Source organism: Paraburkholderia rhizosphaerae (genome assembly GCF_004366595.1).
Lineage (GTDB): Bacteria > Pseudomonadota > Gammaproteobacteria > Burkholderiales > Burkholderiaceae > Paraburkholderia > Paraburkholderia rhizosphaerae.
The window spans coordinates 53,074-69,942 of the sequence record NZ_SORE01000032.1; the positions used below are offsets into that span (position 1 = coordinate 53,074).

At 63.2% G+C, this 16,869-nt stretch carries 18 protein-coding genes; 11 read left to right on the top strand and 7 right to left on the bottom strand.

Going from position 1 to position 16,869, the window contains the following annotated elements; genetic code table 11:
- Nucleotides 1-39: 39 nt before the first annotated feature.
- Nucleotides 40-501, top strand: coding sequence for a CHRD domain-containing protein (locus BX592_RS29670; RefSeq protein ID WP_134196859.1), 462 nt, complete (start codon nucleotides 40-42; stop codon nucleotides 499-501).
- A gap of 72 nt (nucleotides 502-573) precedes the next feature.
- On the top strand, nucleotides 574-1,764 hold the full coding sequence (locus tag BX592_RS29675; RefSeq protein WP_134196860.1) for a DUF2306 domain-containing protein: 1,191 nt from the start codon (nucleotides 574-576) through the stop codon (nucleotides 1,762-1,764).
- 26 nt (nucleotides 1,765-1,790) lie between these two features.
- Here BX592_RS29675 and BX592_RS34070 read toward each other — a convergent pair whose 3' ends face one another.
- Nucleotides 1,791-1,949, bottom strand: coding sequence for a hypothetical protein (locus BX592_RS34070; protein WP_166676501.1), 159 nt, complete (start codon nucleotides 1,947-1,949; stop codon nucleotides 1,791-1,793).
- Here BX592_RS34070 and BX592_RS35315 point away from each other — a divergent pair.
- The 4 genes from BX592_RS35315 (at nucleotide 1,907) to BX592_RS34075 (ending at nucleotide 4,036) form a co-directional block, all read left to right on the top strand.
- Nucleotides 1,907-2,122: an AraC family transcriptional regulator gene (locus BX592_RS35315; protein ID WP_377681638.1), complete on the top strand. Its 216-nt coding sequence runs from the start codon at nucleotides 1,907-1,909 to the stop codon at nucleotides 2,120-2,122. The two genes, BX592_RS34070 and BX592_RS35315, sit on opposite strands and share 43 nt — an antisense overlap.
- Before the next feature lie 82 nt (nucleotides 2,123-2,204).
- A complete protein-coding gene (locus BX592_RS29680) occupies nucleotides 2,205-2,798 on the top strand; it encodes a nucleotidyltransferase family protein (RefSeq protein WP_134196861.1) in 594 nt (197 codons plus the stop codon).
- A gap of 200 nt (nucleotides 2,799-2,998) precedes the next feature.
- Nucleotides 2,999-3,721, top strand: coding sequence for a PIG-L deacetylase family protein (locus BX592_RS29685; protein WP_134196862.1), 723 nt, complete (start codon nucleotides 2,999-3,001; stop codon nucleotides 3,719-3,721).
- A gap of 162 nt (nucleotides 3,722-3,883) precedes the next feature.
- The gene (locus tag BX592_RS34075; protein WP_166676502.1) at nucleotides 3,884-4,036 is read left to right on the top strand and encodes a hypothetical protein; all 153 of its coding nucleotides are present in this window, start codon (nucleotides 3,884-3,886) and stop codon (nucleotides 4,034-4,036) included.
- 18 nt (nucleotides 4,037-4,054) lie between these two features.
- On the opposite strand, the gene BX592_RS29690 is transcribed toward BX592_RS34075, so the two are convergent.
- Nucleotides 4,055-4,648, bottom strand: coding sequence for a GNAT family N-acetyltransferase (locus BX592_RS29690; protein WP_166676503.1), 594 nt, complete (start codon nucleotides 4,646-4,648; stop codon nucleotides 4,055-4,057).
- 140 nt (nucleotides 4,649-4,788) lie between these two features.
- Here BX592_RS29690 and BX592_RS29695 point away from each other — a divergent pair, with 140 nt between their 5' ends.
- On the top strand, nucleotides 4,789-5,661 hold the full coding sequence (locus BX592_RS29695; protein ID WP_243849789.1) for a hypothetical protein: 873 nt from the start codon (nucleotides 4,789-4,791) through the stop codon (nucleotides 5,659-5,661).
- A gap of 26 nt (nucleotides 5,662-5,687) precedes the next feature.
- On the opposite strand, the gene BX592_RS29700 is transcribed toward BX592_RS29695, so the two are convergent.
- Nucleotides 5,688-6,605 (bottom strand): MipA/OmpV family protein, encoded by a 918-nt coding sequence (locus BX592_RS29700; protein WP_134196864.1) that lies wholly within the window; start codon nucleotides 6,603-6,605, stop codon nucleotides 5,688-5,690.
- A gap of 379 nt (nucleotides 6,606-6,984) precedes the next feature.
- Between BX592_RS29700 and BX592_RS29705 the strand changes: the two genes are divergently transcribed.
- Nucleotides 6,985-7,464 (top strand): outer membrane lipoprotein, encoded by a 480-nt coding sequence (locus BX592_RS29705; protein WP_134196865.1) that lies wholly within the window; start codon nucleotides 6,985-6,987, stop codon nucleotides 7,462-7,464.
- Between the two features lie 66 nt (nucleotides 7,465-7,530).
- Here the strand turns inward: BX592_RS29705 and BX592_RS29710 are convergent, their stop codons facing one another.
- The 3 genes from BX592_RS29710 to BX592_RS29720 form a co-directional block, all read right to left on the bottom strand.
- Nucleotides 7,531-9,075, bottom strand: a complete 1,545-nt coding sequence (locus BX592_RS29710; protein ID WP_134196866.1) for a methyl-accepting chemotaxis protein — start codon at nucleotides 9,073-9,075, stop codon at nucleotides 7,531-7,533.
- A gap of 236 nt (nucleotides 9,076-9,311) precedes the next feature.
- Nucleotides 9,312-10,640 carry a dicarboxylate/amino acid:cation symporter gene (locus BX592_RS29715; RefSeq protein ID WP_134196867.1) on the bottom strand — a complete coding sequence of 443 codons (1,329 nt, stop codon included), beginning with the start codon at nucleotides 10,638-10,640 and terminating at the stop codon, nucleotides 9,312-9,314.
- 194 nt (nucleotides 10,641-10,834) lie between these two features.
- Nucleotides 10,835-12,001, bottom strand: a complete 1,167-nt coding sequence (locus BX592_RS29720) for a mandelate racemase/muconate lactonizing enzyme family protein (protein WP_134196868.1) — start codon at nucleotides 11,999-12,001, stop codon at nucleotides 10,835-10,837.
- Between the two features lie 114 nt (nucleotides 12,002-12,115).
- Here BX592_RS29720 and BX592_RS29725 point away from each other — a divergent pair, with 114 nt between their 5' ends.
- The 3 genes from BX592_RS29725 (at nucleotide 12,116) to msrA (ending at nucleotide 15,959) form a co-directional block, all read left to right on the top strand.
- Complete coding sequence (locus BX592_RS29725) at nucleotides 12,116-13,030, top strand: LysR family transcriptional regulator (RefSeq protein WP_134196869.1); 915 nt, start codon at nucleotides 12,116-12,118, stop codon at nucleotides 13,028-13,030.
- Nucleotides 13,031-13,349: 319 nt separating this feature from the next.
- Complete coding sequence (locus tag BX592_RS29730) at nucleotides 13,350-15,182, top strand: cytochrome c biogenesis protein DipZ (RefSeq protein WP_134196870.1); 1,833 nt, start codon at nucleotides 13,350-13,352, stop codon at nucleotides 15,180-15,182.
- 24 nt (nucleotides 15,183-15,206) lie between these two features.
- The gene (gene msrA, locus BX592_RS29735) at nucleotides 15,207-15,959 is read left to right on the top strand and encodes a peptide-methionine (S)-S-oxide reductase MsrA (RefSeq protein WP_134196871.1); all 753 of its coding nucleotides are present in this window, start codon (nucleotides 15,207-15,209) and stop codon (nucleotides 15,957-15,959) included.
- 125 nt (nucleotides 15,960-16,084) lie between these two features.
- Here the strand turns inward: msrA and BX592_RS29740 are convergent, their stop codons facing one another.
- Nucleotides 16,085-16,735 (bottom strand): Fic family protein, encoded by a 651-nt coding sequence (locus BX592_RS29740; RefSeq protein ID WP_243849790.1) that lies wholly within the window; start codon nucleotides 16,733-16,735, stop codon nucleotides 16,085-16,087.
- Between the last annotated feature and the right edge of the window lie 134 nt (nucleotides 16,736-16,869).

The following is a 16,869-nucleotide window of genomic DNA, read 5'->3' on the forward strand; positions in this document are numbered from 1 at the left end:
CACTGCCATTCAATGGCAAACCGAAAAGGAGAAAACCAAATGTCACGCTCCATCTCGCAACGCGCTCTCATGGTGTTCGGTGGCCTGGCCTTAGTGGGTACCCTCACTTTGGCGCAAGCCGCGCCGGTCTCGTTTGAAGTGCCGTTGACCGGCGCCCAGCAGGTTCCGCCGGTGCAGACGCAAGGCAGCGGCAAAGCCGACCTCACGTACGACGCAAGCACGCGGGTCGTTACCTGGAACGTCACCTTCAGCGGACTATCGGGCCCGGCCACGATGGCGCATTTCCACGGGCCCGCGCCGGCTGGAAAAAATGCCGGCGTGAAGGTCTGGATTTCGCAGAAGGGCAACATGTCGGCGACGAGCCCGATCACGGGTCAGGCAACGCTGTCGCCGGACGACGCCAGGATGTTCGAGGCGGGTGACATGTACATCAACGTGCATACCAAAGACCATCCGGACGGCGAGATCCGCGGCCAGGTGGTACCGCCGAAGGGCAACTGACGCAATTATCGAAGCGGCACATTGAAGTCAGGCTCGCGGCGAGTCCAAAGACTGGCCGCGAGCAGCATCGCCATGGCCGCGCCGCATCGCAGCTTCGTCAGTCTCATGCGTCGCGCGTCCATCGGTAAGCGGCTGGAACCGATACCGGCCCGCGACGAACATCCCCGCCGAAGCCGCCCCCCGCTTCCCTGCCGGACCTGCTTAAACGCCACTTGCCCAAGCGAGCTTCGCGGCAAGAACCTGGTGCAGCGCCCCCTTCAGCGCACGCGTGCCCGGAATAAATCCGTTCGTCGGGCGTTAGATGGAACGCAAGCCGGAACGCAACTACAAGACGTCGCAAAGCAAGCGATCGCGCATGCTGCCTCCGCGCGAACCCATCAGGTCTTTTCATCACGCAGGAACGTTATGACACAACCGTCGACCCTACCACGCGTCTCCACTCCGTCGCGGCGGCCGGGTCGAACGGCATCGCGGCTGCTTTTCATCGTTTGCTGGTTAAGCGCCATCATTTTCAGTGCTTATATCGTGGTGTTTTATGAAGGAGCGTTACTCACGCACACAATGCAGGACTGGAATGATGTATTGCCGCGCGTCTACCAGCCTGGCTCGATGCTCGCAACGGCCGCAATCGGCGCGCACTTCCTCGCGGGCGCAATCGTACTGATCCTCGGGCCCACACAACTGATCACGCCGCTCCGGGCTCGAGCGCCGGCGGTGCATCGCTGGGTAGGCCGCTCTTATGCCGCCGCCGCCCTCGCAACCGGCATCGGCGGGCTCATTTACATTGCGGTCGAAGGTACCGTCGGCGGCCCGGTCATGTCCACCGGCTTTGCTCTATACGGCGCATTGATGGTGCTGTGCGCGGTAAAAACCGTGCAGCACGCACGAGCTTGTCGCTTCGACGCACACCGTGCGTGGGCAATCCGCCTGTTCGCGCTGGGCCTCGGTTCGTGGCTGTTCCGCATCGACTATGGAATCTGGCTCAAGCTGGTGGGCGGCTTCGGCCACCATTCGCACACGTTCGACGGCCCGTTCGACAGGATCATGGTGTTCTTCTTCTACGTGCCTAACCTGTTCGTCGCGGAACTGATTATCCGGCGACGCGATGGCGTCCAGGCCGGAACCGCGCGCACGATAACGTCGCTATCGATTGGCGTAGTTGCGCTGCTTGTGCTCGTCGCCACCATTCTGTTCGGTCGCTCTTACTGGCTGCCTCACATCACGCAGCGACTGACTGATCTCGCCGAAATGCGCGCGCGCTAGCCACGCACTCGTGTAACGCTGCGCAGTCAAATCGCATCGGCGCGTCCACCCGCGATTTCCACCAGCAGTTCCGCGAGCACCGCCGGTTGCGTCAAAGCCGCGCCGTGGCTCGCGTCCAGACAGTGCACGAGAGTCGGCTGGTGTGGGAACCGCGCATCGGCGTCCTCGTACGACGGCTTGCGCATCGAAGCCGGCTGACGGGTGGAACTCGCTGACCCTCGGAGCCGCCGCACGATCACCAAATTGCGTTCAGTTGGGGGTTAGCGACGCGACTCACTTCAGCCGACTGTTCGAGGAAACCTTCGGCGTGTCACCGATCGCGTTTCGCCGCGCGCATCGCTTGCGGGACCGGCCATAGCCGATACCCCGACTTATGCCGCTTGCGTGGCACACCGGTTGCGCCGCACAATCGTGTTCATTCCCTTCTTCCGGTACCGCTCATGGCTTATGCGTCGCTCGCCACTGGCGTGCTGCTCGCCGCCGGCTACGGATCACGCTTCGATCCGGACGGCGTCCACAACAAACTCCTCGCCCGCCTCGCTGACGGCACGTCCGTCGCACATGAGTCCGCGCACCGTTTGCTGCGTGTAGTGCCGCGCGTGATCGCGGTGGTCCGCCCGGGCTCCGACCCGCTTGCGCGGGTTCTGAACGACGCCGGCTGCGACGTCGTCTTCTCAACCGACGCGCAACGCGGCATGGGCGCGAGCCTCGCCGCCGGCGTCGAAGCAAGCGACGACGCGCAAAGCTGGATCGTCGCCCTCGCCGATATGCCGCGCATCGCGATCGAAACGATCGAAGCGATTGCGCGCATGCTCGATGGCGGCGCATCGATCGTCGCGCCGGTCTATCGCGGGCAACGCGGCCACCCGGTCGGATTCGGCGCCGCGCATCGCGACGCGCTACTCGCGCTTGACGGCGACACCGGTGCGCGCGCGCTGTTCGCGCTACCCACGGTGACCCGCGTTGAAGTCGACGATGCCGGCATTCTCGCCGACATCGATACGCCTGAAGATTTGCGCAAACTGCAGAAATAATTTCCGGTCGGCCACTGCGCTGCGCGATCAGCCGCACAGGCACACGTATTGCACGCTCGAACCCGGCAGCACGCTCGGCGGGCATGAAATCCGACGCAGCGTCCCGCATTTGCGCCTAAGCTGGTGAAAGGCCAAAACCGTGCGTCAGCGCGCACTCATTCGCCCCGGCCCCCGGCAGGTCCCGCATTCACGAACCCTTTATGAGCGAAACCAATCCGCGTCTCTTTGTCGTATCCCCCCATTTCGATGACGCCGTTTTCAGTTGCGGCGCGCTGCTAGCCACCTCTCCCGATGCCGCGGTCTGCACAGTGTTCGCCGCACCGCCCGAGCACGACATGTGCACCGAATGGGACACAAAGGCCGGCTTCGCGGGCGCGTATGAGTCCGTGCATGCGCGCACCGTCGAAGACAACCACGCGCTCGCGGTGCTCGATGCGATACCCGTACGGCTGCCATTTCGCGACGGCCAGTATCTCGATTCACCGTCGATCGGCAAGCTCGCCGCCGCGCTCGAAGAAACGATCTACGGTTCGACTGCGAATACGCTGCTGATGCCGCTCGGGCTTTATCACGCCGACCACGCGCTGGTGTTCGACGCGTGTTGCGAAATCCTGCCGCGGCTGTCGCATCTGACGTGGTTCGCCTATGAGGAAGCGATCTACCGGCCGATGCCGGGCGTCGTGCAGGGGCGCCTCGTCGATCTCGCGAAGCGCGGCATCGTCGCGACGCCCGCCTATCCGGTCGTCGACCACCTGATCGACGTGGCGCGGCAAACGCTGATGAAGCGCGAAGCCGTCAGTGCGTATACGAGCCAGTTGCGCGCGTTCGGCCCGCACGGCTATGCGGACGTATTCGCAAACGAACGCTACTGGCGGCTCGATACTGCGCGCCGTTGCGCGGCGGCGCGTCACAACAGACTGTGAGCGGCGCCGCATGACAAAGCGCAAGCAGGCTCGCAGCGGATCGCCTACGCTATCTGTACCAGGGAAGCGGGCAAGCAGCGAAGCGCGGCGGCACTGCAGGATCCGGACGGCTTCGCTCCCGCTTCTCGCCATGCCCGCACGGGGCAAGCACGAGGTAATGCCATGATCAGCCGCATCCACACTGCGCCGATTCCCGAACCGCTCGCCGACCCGACGCGCGACCCCGAAGGCGACCCGCTGACGCCACCGTCGCCGGGCCATCACAACGACGAGCCGCAGCGGCCCGAGGGCCCGCCGGACAATAACCCGGTGTAGCCACGCCCGCGCGTCCGCTCACCGTGCGGGGCGCACCATCGGGATCATCGGCGGGCAGGTGCTTACCCGCAGCATCGCCTGCACTTCGAAACCATGCCGCTCGTAAAACGGCACGTTGCGCTGGTTGGACGACCACAGGTACGCAGGCAGATGCGCGGCGTCGCACTCGCCAAGGCGTGCCTTCATCAGCAGCGCGCCGCGCCCCTCGCTTTGCGCGACCGGATCGACGCCGAGCGCGGCCAGATACCAGTACGGTCCTTTCGGGCGATAGTGCTGCAGTTGCTCGACGACTCCGCCCAACTCCCCCAGCTTTTCCGGCGCGCAGCCCTCGCGGACGATCGCCGCGACCTCGCTGCCGTCGTGTTCCACGCCAGGCGGCTGCCAGCATGCGACCGCGCGGCCATCGTCGGTCCACTGGACACTTCCCGAGTGGAACGCATCGGTCGCGAGCACGCGATATAGCTGCGGCGCATACGTGAACACACGCCACGGGGTGTCGAAGATCCAGCGCATCACCGGGTCTTCGACGTTCGCGAGCACGAGCGCGGCAACGGCCGCATCGAGATCGTCTGACGCGTCGATCGTCACGACACGCGGGGATTCTGAAAGCATGTTCATTGCAACCTTTTGAGCAAGAACGACGGTGATGCATCGGCGTTAATCGAGACATTCGGGGTAGTGCGTTTATTCCTTCCTGTCTGCCGGCCATTACCGCACAGATATACTCCGGCTTTACCATCCGCGCATCCGCCATGCTTGCTCTGAAGCTCACGCTGGTTCCGTCGTTCCTGCTGATCGTTTCGATGTCGGGCAAATGGTGGGGACCGGCAATCGCCGGATGGCTCGCGGCGCTGCCCGTTGTCGCCGGGCCCATTCTCTACCTGCTCGTGCTACAGCACGGTTCAGCGTTCGGCGCACACGCGGCGACGCTGTCGCTCGCCGCGATCCTCGCGTCGGAAGCATTTAATTTCGGCTATGCATGGACCTGCCGCGTCGCAAGCTGGCGCGTCGCGCTCGCGGCGGGTCTCGCCGCGTGGTTCGCTTGCGCGAGCGCGCTGTCGCTGCTGCCGATCGAGAGCGCCGCTTCCGCGTCGGCGTCGGCGGCGTGGGCACTCGCCGCGGCGGCACTCGGTGTCGGTTTCGGCAACGCGTTTTTGCCACGCAGCGATGCGGTGGCCGCGGGCGCACCGCTCACGCGCGTCGACCTGCTTGCCCGCATGCTCTCGGGCATCGCGCTCACGCTCACGGTCACCGCGCTGTCGGGCCGGCTCGGCGCAGGCTGGAGCGGCCTGCTGGCCGTGTTCCCGCTGATGGCCACCGTGTTGTCGGTGTCATCGCACCGCGCACACGGCGCGGCCTTCGTGATCGCGCTGTTGCGCGGGATGGTGGCCGGCCGCTTTTCGTTCGGCGCGTTCTGCCTGATTCTATCGTTCGCACTGACGCGCGAGCCGGTGTTCGCCGCGTTTGCACAAGCGGCGGCGGTCGCGCTGCTCGTTCAGGCGCTGACCAGGCGGCTCACCACGCGGCTAACAAAGCCGCGCGCTACGACGGAACAGTCAGCACGGCACGCACCGGTCGCAGTATCACAAGCGTCGAACGGGCGCAGCGCAAACACCCGCGACTAGCCGGCGCAAATCCGCGTCATCAAGCTTCAAAACTGGTAGTTCAACGATATATCGCAGACGCCGTTCGTCTTCGTCTGGATCACCGGGCTGCCCGCGGCGCTGCCAAGCAGACGCTTGATCGCGCCGTCCGCCGTGACAAACCAGTGCTTGTTGACGAACCAGATCATCGTGACGCCGAACCCGGCCGACTTCAGGCCGGCGCTCGCATCGTACTGCCGCAGCCCGGACGCCGCCGACTGCGCGGGATTCACGCCGAACCAGCTGTTCATATACGTCGAATCGGCGAAGCTCACCGAAGGACCCGCGAACCAGTAGAACGATTCCGAACTGCCGGGTAACGGCATATACGCGCCGACATCCGCGATCCAGCCGTTCGAGCCGCCGATGCTGCGCGTAATCGCGGTCCGGAAGGTCAGCGGAAAATCCTTTGAGATCACGTATTCGGCGGCGAGCTTGATTTCCGGCGCCGGATTGATATTGCCAAGGCCGTTCAGGTGCTGCGGGTCGTCGTGGCCGCGCCGTCCGAGGTCATAGACCAACGCGACGCTCGTGCGCCAGTTTTCGCCCTGCAACACATTGACCCCGAGACCTTCACCGGTCGACAGGAACGCGAGGTCTTTGTACCGGATGTCGAGGCTCGGACCAGCGAGGATGTGGTAGCGCGACGAGCCGTCATAGCGCGGCTCGAACGTCATCCCGGCGCCGACGCGCGTTTCCCACGTCGTGCGTTCCGCCGGCGGAACGAACATCTTCTCGAGCGGCACGCCCGCCGAGTACTGCCATTCGCCGAGCGGCGACGGCGTTTGCGCAGACGCGCCCGGCGCGCCAAACACCGCAAGCGCGGCGCCGGCGGTAGCCCACAGCGCCGGGCTGCGGAATTTCAAGGTGCGTTTCTTTCCGGCCAGCTGCCCGGTGCGTTTCGTTGACGCCACAACGCCTCCCATATTCTGGTTGGTTCGGTCCGGGAGCCCGGTCGCCGGCTGCCGCCGGATCACCGGCGTCGGCCCGGCGTCTGAGCGGCCGGAGTTGGGTGAGCGAGTCTGTCAGCGTGTGTTCGCGCCGCATCGCGCGACCGTTTGCTACACACTGCACACAACACTGCTGCGCTTATTCGCAGCATGCATGCGCTAGCAAACGGTGTTCCAGCGGTGTTCCAGCATTGGATGCGCGTATCCGAACTTCGTTCGCATCGCGTTTCGCCGAAAAGCATTTGAGCCGGTTGCTCATTGTGTGCTCATTCGGCGCCACTAACCTTCCACCGTCAATCACGCGCAACGCGGGCGCCGATCCCGGCGCCACCGACGCGCATCGAGGAGAAGAAAAATGAACAGTTCATTGATGATGGTCAGCGCGTCCACACTCGTCTGCGCATTTGCGCTCGCAGGCTGCGCGACGCCCGCGGGTTCCGCCGACATCTACGGCGCCGCGCAGGCGCAGCGCGAAGAAACCGTGCGCGTCGGCACAGTCGAAAGCGTGCGCAACGTAACGATCGATGCGAGCAATGGTCGGCCAGGCGTGCTCGGCGCAGTCGGCGGCGGCCTGTTGGGGGGCGTTGCCGGCAGCGCATTCGGCCAGGGACACGGGTCGTTGCTGATGGGAATACTCGGCGGCGTGGCCGGCGCGGTCGCCGGCAGCGAAGTCCAGCATAAGCTCGCGCAGCAGCACGGCCAGCAGATCACCGTGCGCCTTGACGACGGCAGCTGGCGCGCGATTACGCAGAACACGAGCGACGGTCTGTTCCATCCGGGCGAACGCGTGCGTCTGCTGTCCAGCGATGGGGTCACGCGCGTGACGTACGACTAGCTTCAACGCGGGGCTCCCGACCCCGCCATTGCGCGGCGATCAAACGCCGCGCGCCACTCTGCACCTTCAGGCAAGCTGAAACACCGACACCGCACGCCGCAGCGAATGTGCCTGCTCGTCGAGCGCCGCGGCCGCGGCCGCGGCCTGCTCGACCAGCGCCGCATTCTGCTGCGATACCTCGTCCATCTGCGTCACCGCGCGATTGACCTGCTCGATGCCGTCGCGCTGCTCGTCGGAAGCCGCGGCGATTTCGTCCATGATTGAAGTCACATGCGCGATCGCCTGACGCAGTTCTTCCATCGTCTCGCCCGCGGTACCCACGAGGCGCGCGCCCGCATTGACGCGCTCGACCGAGTCGCCGATCAGTTCTTTAATCTCTTTCGCCGCGACGCCCGCGCGTTGCGCAAGCGAACGCACTTCGCCCGCGACGACCGCGAAGCCGCGGCCCTGGTCGCCGGCGCGCGCCGCTTCTACGGCCGCGTTCAGCGCAAGAATATTGGTCTGGAATGCGATGCTTTCGATCACGCCGGTGATGTCCGCGATTTTCTGCGAACTGCGGTCGATGCTGCCCATCGTCTCGACCACATCACCGACCACGGTCGCGCCGCGCCCCGCTATAACGTTTGCCTTGCCGGCCAGGTCCTGAGCCTGCCGCGCGTTATCGGCATTCTGTTTGACGGTCGCAGTCAGCTGCTCCATGCTCGCCGCGGTTTCCTCGAGCGAAGCCGCCTGCTCTTCGGTGCGTTGCGACAGGTCGCTGTTGCCCGCTGCGATCTGGCGAGTCGCGCTAACGATCGACTCCGAGCTGTGCGTGACCTGTCGAACCGTTTCGGATAGCCCGCCCTGCATCGTCTTCAGACCTTCGACCAGCTTGCCCATTTCGTCCTGCGAAAGCACCTCGAAGCGACCGGTCAGATCGCCGCTGGCAATACGCCGCAACTGCTCGAGCACGGTGACGAGCGGCTTCGAGATCGAGCGGTTCAGACCGCTTGCGCACGCAACGCACGCGCCGATGCCGACCACGATCAGTACCACCCCGATGATGCGCAGCGTTTTGAACTGCCCGCGCGCATCGTCGAACGCGCGCTTGCCGCTCGCGAGCTTCCATTGCTGCAGTGCGTCCCATGCCTTCGCGAGCGGCACCGTGTACTTCACGATCACATTCATCGCGATGTCGTCGGCCGCCTTCGCGTCGCCTTTCTTCAGTGCGTCCATCATCGGCCGCAGCGCCTGCTGGATGATCGCGTTACGCGCGATATTCGCGGCATCCGCGAGCGCCTGCTCGTCGGCTTCATGCGGCAGCGCGCTGTACTCCTGCCACGCGTGATCAGAGATCGCCATGTAGTCGCTCGCCTTTTCGAGCAGCTTCGGCACTTCCGGCGAATCCGGATGCAACATCGCGCGATCGAGCGTGGTGCGCACGATCGTCAGGTTGAGGTTCGACTTGCCGAGCGCGATCGACGAGGCCAGCTGGTTCGAGTACGCGTAGTCGAGATCGCCGCTCAGGTTCTGCATACCGAATTGCGCAAGCAGACCGATTGCGACGATCAGAACACCGAGAAGTGCAGTCGTTGCCCAAAGCCGGGCGGAAATCGAGAGGCGTGAAAACATGATTGGCCGTATGAGTTGTTTTTGGATTAACCGGTCATCGATTCGATGATCGAATCGATGGCTGGTCTATCGCTGATATCAACGGCCCCGGTGCGCCAAACTTGAGGCTTTCAGCGGAAAAACATTTGATTTACAGGCGCGTGCAACAGGCGTGCGCAGCAGGGGGCGCAGCGACGTAGCGACGCGCGCGAGCGCATGCACGATGGCATGCGCTCGCGCGTTCACAGCCTCTGCTGCTAGCGTCCCCGTACAGCAGCAGAATCGAATCCAGCTGCTTGGGGGACGCGCTCGCTATCGTCCGGATCGATGCGGCCATCGAGCACCGCCTTCGCGGTCACACGATCGAGCGCACCTTCCCAGCTAGCGACCGCAAGCGTCGCGACACCGTTGCCGATCAGGTTCGTCACCGCACGCGCTTCGTTCAGGAAGCGATCGACGCCGAGCAGCAGCACCAGACCCGTCACCGGGATCTGATGCATCGATGCCAGCGTCGCCGCGAGCGCGACAAAGCCGGCGCCCGCGACCCCCGCCGAACCCTTCGATGTAAACAGCAGCACACCGAGCACGATCAGTTGATCTTCCAGCGTGAGATGGATGTTCATCGCCTGCGCGACGAAAATCGCCGCCATCGTCAGATAGATCGACGTGCCGTCCGCGTTGAACGTATAACCGGTCGGCAGCACCATGCCGACCACCGACTTGCGGCAGCCCAGTTGCTCCATCTTCACGAGCATTTGCGGCAACACCGCCTCGGTGGACGCGGTACCGAACGTGATCAGGATTTCATCCTTGATATAGCGCAGGAACTTCCACAGCGACAACCCGCACATCCGCATGATCACGCCGAGAATCACGACAACGAACACGATCGACGTCAGATACACGCACAGCATCAGGGCGCCGAATTGTTTAAGCGTGCCGATGCCGTACTTGCCGACGGTAAACGCAATGCCGCCGAACGCGCCAATCGGCGCGACGTACATCACGATCCGCACGACGCCGAACATCCCATGCAGGAAGGTGTCGAGCGTGTCGACGAACGGCTCGGCGCGCTTGCCCATTCTCGCGAGCGCAACCGCAAACAGCACCGAGAAGAAAATGATCTGCAGCATGTCGCCGTTCGCGAATGAACCGACCACCGTGGATGGCACGATGCCCATCAAAAACGCAATCGCGCCATGTTCTTTCGCCGCGTGGGTGTAGGTGGCGATCGCCGCGCCGTCGATATGCGACGGATCGACGTTCATGCCGACGCCCGGCTTCATCAGGTTCACGACGACAAGACCGATCGCGAGCGCGAAGGTCGACACGATTTCAAAGTACAACAGCGCCTTGACGCCGACGCGCCCCGCTTCATGGATGTCGTTCATCCGGGCGATACCGACTACCACCGATGCAAAGATGATCGGTGCGAGCAGCATGCGGATCAGTTTGATGAACAGATCGCCGAGCGGCTTCATCTGCGCGCCGAGATCGGGATTGAAATGCCCGAGCAAAACACCGATCGCGATGCCGATCAGCACCTGCACGTACAGCTTGGAAAGGGTCTTTCTGATGCGAATCATCTGGGTCTCCTTCTTCCTGCTTCAGCGTTACGCCCCGAAAAAAAGCCGCAAGCGTACCGGTGGAACATGACAATGGGGAGCTCGCGCCCATCGTGTTTCCGTTGTCTTTCGAGTAATCCCCTTTGCAACGACGAAACCGCTTGTCCTCCGCTCTCCGTTGCAGAGGGACAGGCGGCCTGTTTTAAGCGGCGCGACTACGCCGACACTTCCTGCATGACTTTGATCAGATCGCTCTTGCCTTCGAAGCCAATACCCGGCAGGTCCGGCATCGTGATATAGCCGTTGTCGACCTTCACCCCATCCGGGAAACCGCCGAACGGCTGGAACAGATCCGGATACGACTCGTTGCCGCCGAGACCGAGACCCGCCGCGATATTCAGCGACATCTGATGGCCGCCGTGCGGAATGCAGCGCTTACGCGACCAGCCATGCTCGTGCAGCATGTCGAGCGTGCGCAGATATTCGACGAGGCCGTATGACAGCGCGCAGTCGAATTGCAGCCAGTCGCGGTCCGAACGCATACCGCCGTAGCGGATCAGGTTGCGCGCATCCTGCATCGAGAACAGGTCTTCGCCGGTCGCCATCGGGTTGTCGTAATAGTTGCGCAGTGTCGCCTGCAGTTCGAAGTCGAGCGGGTCGCCCGCCTCTTCGTACCAGAACAGGTCGTACTGCGACAAAGCCTTCGCATAGCGGATCGCGGTATCCAGATCGAAGCGGCCGTTCGCGTCGACTGCGAGCTTCTGGCCGTCCTGCAGCACCGACAGGATCGAGTCGATACGGCGCAGATCTTCATCGAGCGATGCGCCGCCAATCTTCTTCTTCACCACCGTATAGCCGCGGTCGATGTAGCTACGCATCTCGTCTTTCAGCTTGCTGTGGTCCTGGCCCGGGTAGTAGTAACCGCCAGCCGCGTACACGAATATCTTGCGATCCGGCACGCCGTTGCCGTAGCGGTCCGCAAGCAGCTGGAACAGCGGCTTGCCTTCGATCTTCGCGACCGCATCCCAGATCGCCATATCGATCGTGCCGATCGCAACCGAGCGCTCGCCGTGGCCGCCCGGCTTTTCATTCGTGAACATCGTCGCCCAGATCTTGTGCGGATCGAGGTTGGTGCCCTTGTCGTCGACCAGCGATGCAGGATCGGCCGCGGTGATGCGCGGAATGAAGCGCTCGCGCATCAGCGTGCCTTGCCCGTAACGGCCATTCGAATTGAAGCCGTAGCCGACCACCGGCTTGCCGTCGCGGATCACGTCGGTGATCACCGCGACGCAGCTCAGCGTCATCTTGCTGAAGTCGATATACGCATTACGGATCGGTGAGCTAATAGGGAAAGTCTTTTCGCGGATTTCAACGATCTTCATTCGGTCCTCCAAAACCTTGCGCGTTGCCGGTGCATCCGACGTTTGAAAGTCGCAAGGTTACGTCTTGCGAAGCGCGTTAGAATTCAGCGGCATTTAATTGATAATTCACTTTCGGTGAAAACTGATATCAGTTCCGATCTCGAGTTTTTCGTGCTGCTGGCGCGTCACGAAAGCCTGTCGGCGGCGGCGCGCGCGCTCGATCTGACGCCGCCCGCGGCCACCCGGCGCCTTTCGCAAATGGAAGAAAAGCTCGGCGTGCGGCTCGTGAACCGCACGACGCGCACGGTCAGCCTGACCGCGGAAGGTGAAATCTACCTGCAGCACGCGGCACGCATCCTCGCGCAAGTGCAAGAGATGGAAGACGCGGTGTCGAGTCATGGCGCCGCGCCGCGCGGGCTGCTACGCGTGAATGCGTCGCTCGGCTTCGGGCGTACGACAATCGCGCCAGTGGTGTCAAAGTTCGCGAAAGCTTTTCCGGACGTCGAAGTGCAGTTTGAAGTCACCGACCGGCCGGTGGACCTGATCGAAAACGGCATCGATGTCGCGATTCGCTTCGGCGAACTGCCGGATCAGCGTTTGAACGCGCGACGCATCATGTCGAACCGGCGCTTTCTGTGCGCATCGCCCGCGTATCTGCAAAGAAATGGCACACCGCAGAAGGTGGCCGATCTCGCGCATCACCGCTGCATCGTGCACCGTCAAAACGACGACGCTTATGGCATCTGGCGCTTCGTGCGCGAACAGCATAGCGAGGTCGTCAAGGTCCACGGCATGCTGTCGAGCAATGACGGCGACATCGTGCTCGGCTGGGCGCTCGACGGCCACGGCATCCTGATCCGCTCCGAGTGGGACCTCGAAAAGTATGTAAAAAGCGGCCGGCTGCGCGTCGTGCTGCCTGATTTCGTGCTGCCGGACGCCGATCTGTTCGTTTACTACCCGAGCCGGCAGAACCAGGCCGCACGCGTGCGCGCGTTTATCGACTTTCTGGTCGCGCAGTTCGAACCGCTCGCCCGCAATAAAGGCCGATAAGCGGTCAATCAGTGACCAATAAGCGGCCCATAAGTGGCCAATAAGTGGCCAATAAGCGTCGGCCGCGCTGTCCGCCGCCCAGCAAGCCTGGCAACCTCGCCTGCCTCGAAGCCGGCTTATTTCCAGCCCCACTGTCATTTCCGCTAACGCGCGCCGACTAGTGCGATGTATCACGGAATAACCAGCGGAAAACGGTGTTTGCCCAATGAAAGGCACCTGCTGAACGCACCGATATCGTCAGCCGAAAGGGGCATGGCGATGCGTCAGCAGGGAAGCGCCGGAGTCCCGCGCGCGCATCGCTCATTGAGGACATAAGAACATGATTGTGTTTCTGATTGCATGGTTAGGCGGCGTGCTGACAATCGTCAGCCCCTGCATCCTGCCGGTCCTGCCGTTCGTTTTCGCGCGCACCGGCAAGCCGTTTCTGCAAAGCGGCCTGCCTCTGCTGGCCGGCATGGCCGCGACTTTCAGCGCGGTCGGCGCACTGGCCGCGGTCGGCGGAGGCTGGGCCGTGGCCGCGAACCAGTATGGCCGTATCGTTGCACTGATCGTGATGGCCGCGTTTGCCCTGACACTGCTGTTGCCGAAACTATCGGATGCGATGACGCGACCGCTCGTCGCGCTCGGCGCGCGACTCTCTGAATCCGCGCAAGGTGCCGAGCGCGGCTCGGCCGTGTGGGCGTCACTGCTGCTCGGCGTAGCGACGGGCTTGCTGTGGGCGCCCTGCGCGGGTCCGATTCTCGGCCTGATCCTTACCGGCGCCGCGCTGCAAGGCGCAAGCGTGCACACGTCGTTGTTGCTGCTGTCGTATGCGGCGGGCGCGGCGACGTCGCTCGCGCTCGCGCTGGTGGTCGGCGGCAAGGTATTCGCCACGATGAAGAAGTCGCTGCACGCGAGCGAGTGGTTAAAGCGCGGACTGGGCGTCCTCGTGCTGGGCGGCGTTGTCGCGATCGCCGCGGGTGCGGACACCGGCTTTCTCACGCACCTGTCGCTTAGCGGCACGAACAACCTCGAGCAAAGCGTGCTGGACCGGCTCCATCCCGCAAAGAACGGGTCGCAAGGCGCAATGATGTCGGCCGCCGCGCAGTCGGAAGGCGCTGCTGCCGGTCATGCGGCTGCGTCGGCGAATGCGGGCGGGTCGCCGGCGACGGCCCAGGCCGCGCAATCCGGCAGCCCCGCGCCGTTGCCGGTCGAAGGCGTGATGCCGTCGCTCGATGGTGCGGTTCAATGGCTGAACTCGCCGCCGCTTACCGGCGCGCAACTGCGCGGCAAGGTCGTGCTGGTCGATTTCTGGACGTACTCATGCATCAACTGTTTGCGCACGCTGCCGTACGTGAAAGCGTGGGCCGCGAAGTACAAGGACGCGGGCCTCGTCGTGATCGGCGTGCACACGCCCGAGTTCGCATTCGAAAAGGATGTCGGCAATGTGAGCCGCGCGGTGAAGGACCTGAAGGTCGACTTCCCGGTCGCGATCGACGACAACTACAAGATCTGGCGTGCATTCAACAATCAGTACTGGCCGGCCGACTACTTCGTCGACGCGCAAGGCAGGATTCGCGCGCATCACTTCGGTGAAGGCGACTATGCAGGTTCCGAGCAGACGATCCGCCAACTGTTGACCGAAGCCGGCGCACACAACTTGCCGGGCGGATTCGTGAAGGACGACGGCACCGGCGCGCAAGCCGCACCGGAGATGGCCGACGTGCAGTCGCCGGAAACCTATGTCGGCTATGACCGCGCGACCAACTTCGCATCGCCGGGCGAGCCGGTGCTCGACAAGCCGCATCGCTATACGTTGGGCAATGGGCTCGGCCTGAACGACTGGGCGCTCGACGGCACGTGGACGCTGGGTGCCGAACATACCGATCTCGATCAGGCCGGTGGCGCGATCGCGTTCCGCTTCCACGCGCGCGATCTGCATCTGGTGCTCGGACCCTCGGCAAACGGGCAGCCGGTGCGCTTCCAGGTGACGATCGACGGCAAGCCGCCAGGCGCGAATCACGGCAGCGACACCGACGCGAACGGCAACGGCACGGTGACGGCCCAACGCTTGTACCAGTTGATTCGCCAGGACGGCACGATCACCGACCATACGTTTGAAATCCGCTTTCTTGATCCGGGCGTGCGCGCGTATGCGTTCACGTTCGGTTGATCCCTGCTTCATATGGAGACAGATATGAGCAACGTTGTCCCACGCAAACCTTCCCGGCCGGCCGCCGCGCGCGGTCTGCGCCGCCGGCTGCCGTTCCTCGCGCTGGTGGCCGCGGCTATCGCGGGCATCGGCATTACGCAGAAGCATGTGTTCGCTGATGAGGTGCATAGGGTGCCGGCGCCGACGGTCGATGAAACGGTCGCGAGTGCACCGTCATCGGAGACGGTCGTGCTCGCAGGCGGCTGCTTCTGGGGCGTGCAGGGTGTGTTCCAGCACGTGAAGGGCGTGACGAGCGCGGTGTCGGGTTATACCGGCGGCGCGCAGTCGGCGGCCGAGTATGAGACTGTCAGCACCGGTACGACGGGCCACGCGGAATCGGTGCGCGTCACGTTCGACCCGCATCAGATCAGCTATGGGCACATCTTGCAGATCTACTTTTCGGTCGCGCACGATCCGACTGAGTTGAACCGGCAAGGCCCGGATGTCGGCACGCAATACCGGTCGACGATTTTCCCGACGACGCCCGAACAGGCGCGCATCGCGAAGGCGTATATCGCGCAGCTCGGCAACGCGCATGTGTTTTCGGACAAGATCGTCACGACGATCGAGCCCGACCGTACGTTCTATCCAGCCGAGCAGTATCACCAGAACTATCTGACGTTGCATCCGGATCAGCCGTATATCGCGATCAACGATATTCCGAAGGTAGATGGGTTGAAGAAGCTGTTTCCGGGTGAGTATCAGGACAAGCCGGTGTTGGTGAAGACGACGTCGTAAGCGACGTCCGTAGCACTATTTGAATGAAGCAAAGGGGCTCATCCACAGCGATGCGCCCCTGCTCAATTGATGACCGGTATGCGATGGACCACGCTGCGCGTCGTCAAGTACCGTTCGCCGGCCAATCACTCAGGCAAGATTCGCGTGCCATCGATGTTAAGCAACTGGAACTGCGCGGGGGACTCCTCCATCGCATGCGTCTTCTCCAGGTCTGCAATCACACCGTCGAGATTCCGGTAGTCGAACTGCGCGCACCAGCGAGCCATTTTCGCGAGGCTGCGCGCGTAGTCCGCGGGCTCGTTACTTCGTGTGAGCTTGCGCAAACAATCGACGAACTGAGGATGAAATAACGTTGGCACGATAATGCGATGCAGTCCGGTACGGGAAAGTTCGGCGTTCATCACGAGCCGCGATACCCGGCCATTGCCATCGATGAACGGATGAATTTCCGCCACCAGGAACAGGTAGAAAATTGCGCGGGCGATACCCTCCGGAACGCTCATCGCCAATCGCGAGCCCTCATCAAACGTTCCACGCGTCTGTCCGGGATTGACGAAGCGGGTCGTGCCGGCGTAGTTGACCTCCGTCTTGATGCCACCCGGATTAGCCTCCGGCCGCGCGTGCAGCATTTTCGCGTGCCACTCTTGCAGAGTCGGCAGAAACTCCTCTCCTGACACAGGTGGACTATGCCGGTACGGCGCTTCGACCGCCAGTTGGAACACGCCCAGAATGTCGTGGGAGTCTTTCGGGCGAGTCGTCATCACCTTCTGATGCATGACGATGTCTCGCGCATCCTCGATCGGGAATTTCGTGCCTGGACCTATCCGTGATTTCGTGGGCGAGGCATATCATGAGCGATAAAAATCATGGATATGCCAATGAAGAAGAAACGCACGGTGGCGTCTCAGGC